Source organism: Falsigemmobacter faecalis, from assembly GCF_003863335.1.
Taxonomy (GTDB): domain Bacteria; phylum Pseudomonadota; class Alphaproteobacteria; order Rhodobacterales; family Rhodobacteraceae; genus Wagnerdoeblera; species Wagnerdoeblera faecalis.
The window spans coordinates 1-1,688 of the sequence record NZ_RRAZ01000090.1; the positions used below are offsets into that span (position 1 = coordinate 1).

A 1,688-nucleotide genomic window follows, 5' to 3' on the forward strand; every position below is an offset into this window, starting at 1 on the left:
CAGGAAAAAGCCAAGCTGACCGAAGATCGGCCCGATGGCCGACACCTGGAAGAATACCCAGGCCAAGGTTTCGTAACGTTGGGCGGGTGAACTCGGAATGAACTGGCCCGTCTTGTCGGCCAGGTAGATAAGGATCGCACCGGATTCCCAAACGGCAATGGGGTTGCCGTCCGGGCCCGCCGGATCGATGATCGCCGGTATGCGGCCGTTCGGGTTTAACGAGACGAACGCTGGGTCCTTCGACTCGTTGTTCGAGATGTCGATCAGGTGGGGCTCGTACGCTAGGCCAGTCTCCTCCAGCATGATCGAGGCTTTGACGCCATTGGGCGTTGGCGCGGCGTACAATTGCAGGCGGTCGGTATGAGAGGCCGGCCAGCGCTGCGTGACCGGAAATGATGAGAGGTCTGGCATAATTCTGCGATCCTGTTGCTACGACGGCGGCTGACTCAAATGACCACCTCATCAATGCGGGGTCCGATGACCGCGTCGTTTGACGACACGGTCAAGAAGAGTGCGAACCCGAGCGGCGCAGCGGCAACGTCAGTGAAGACTATTCCGCTGCGGTGTCGGCCGCAGGCTGCACATCGCCAGCCTTTTGGCGCTGTGGAAGCACCCAGCCGGGACGGGGGAAGTGACAGGTATAGCCGCCGGGCCGCTTCTCCAGATAGTCTTGATGTTCCGGTTCGGCCTCCCAGAAATCGCCGACCGGCTCGACCTCGGTGACGACCTTGCCATCCCACAGCCCGGAGGCATCCACGTCGGCGATCGTGTCCTCTGCGACGCGCTTCTGCTCCTCGTCGACGTAATAGATACCCGACCGGTAGGAGAGCCCACGATCATTGCCCTGGCGGTCCTTCGTCGTAGGATCGTGGATCTGGAAAAAATACTCCAGGATGTTCCGGTAGCTCGTCACTGCCGGGTCGAAGACGATCTCAATCCCCTCGGCATGCGTGCCGTGATTGCGATAAGTGGCGTCCGGAACATCCCCGCCGGTGTAGCCGACACGGGTAGAGACGATGCCGGGTCGCTTGCGGATCAGATCCTGCATGCCCCAGAAACATCCGCCTGCGAGAATTGCGCGCTGGTGCATGTTAGGCCTCCTCTACCTGGTTGAGATATTCGCCGTATCCCTCGGCCTCCATCTCATCGCGAGGAATGAAGCGAAGGGACGCTGAGTTGATGCAGTAGCGCAGACCGCCGCGGTCGGGAGGACCGTCGGGAAACACGTGGCCGAGATGGCTGTCGGCGTGCACCGACCTGACCTCCGTCCGGACCATGCCGTGCGCGCTGTCCCTAACCTCGTTCACGTTTGCTAGCACGATCGGTTTGGTGAAGCTCGGCCAGCCAGAACCCGAATCGAATTTGTCCGTCGAAGCGAACAGTGGCTCTCCCGACACAATGTCGACGTAGATGCCCGGCTCCTTGTTGTCGTTATACTCGCCCGTGAAGGGCCTTTCGGTGCCCGACTCCTGGGTAATCCGGCGTTGTTCGGGGGTCAGGCGGTGGACTGCTGTCTGTGACTTTTCAAACTTCATGATAGTCTCCAATAATTATATAGAGGGCCATGCAAACTACCGGTTAATTTGTCGGTCATTGCTTCAACTATCGCAGTGCGGCTTAGATTTATCCAATACACTGTGCGTCCTGCATTCCCCAAGTGGCGTGTCGTTTGAGGTGAAGATCGCCTG

The 1,688-nt window shown here is 59.3% G+C and carries 3 protein-coding genes; all 3 read right to left on the reverse strand.

Annotation, left to right across the window (positions count from 1 at the left end; all coding sequences use genetic code 11):
* The coding region (locus EG244_RS20155) for a glutathione S-transferase family protein (protein WP_148097656.1) at positions 1–411 on the reverse strand (411 nt) is incomplete at its 3' end.
* Between the two features lie 139 nt (positions 412–550).
* On the reverse strand, positions 551–1,090 hold the full coding sequence (msrA, locus tag EG244_RS20160) for a peptide-methionine (S)-S-oxide reductase MsrA (protein WP_028720651.1): 540 nt from the start codon (positions 1,088–1,090) through the stop codon (positions 551–553).
* Between the two features lies 1 nt (position 1,091).
* Complete coding sequence (msrB, locus tag EG244_RS20165; protein WP_028720652.1) at positions 1,092–1,535, reverse strand: peptide-methionine (R)-S-oxide reductase MsrB; 444 nt, start codon at positions 1,533–1,535, stop codon at positions 1,092–1,094.
* Positions 1,536–1,688: the final 153 nt, after the last annotated feature.

Bases quoted from the DNA above. Each gene is read 5' to 3' on its own strand.
- msrB (WP_028720652.1), bottom strand. From the start codon at position 1,535: ATGAAGTTTGAAAAGTCACAGACAGCAGTCCACCGCCTGACCCCCGAA.
- msrA (WP_028720651.1), bottom strand. From the start codon at position 1,090: ATGCACCAGCGCGCAATTCTCGCAGGCGGATGTTTCTGGGGCATGCAG.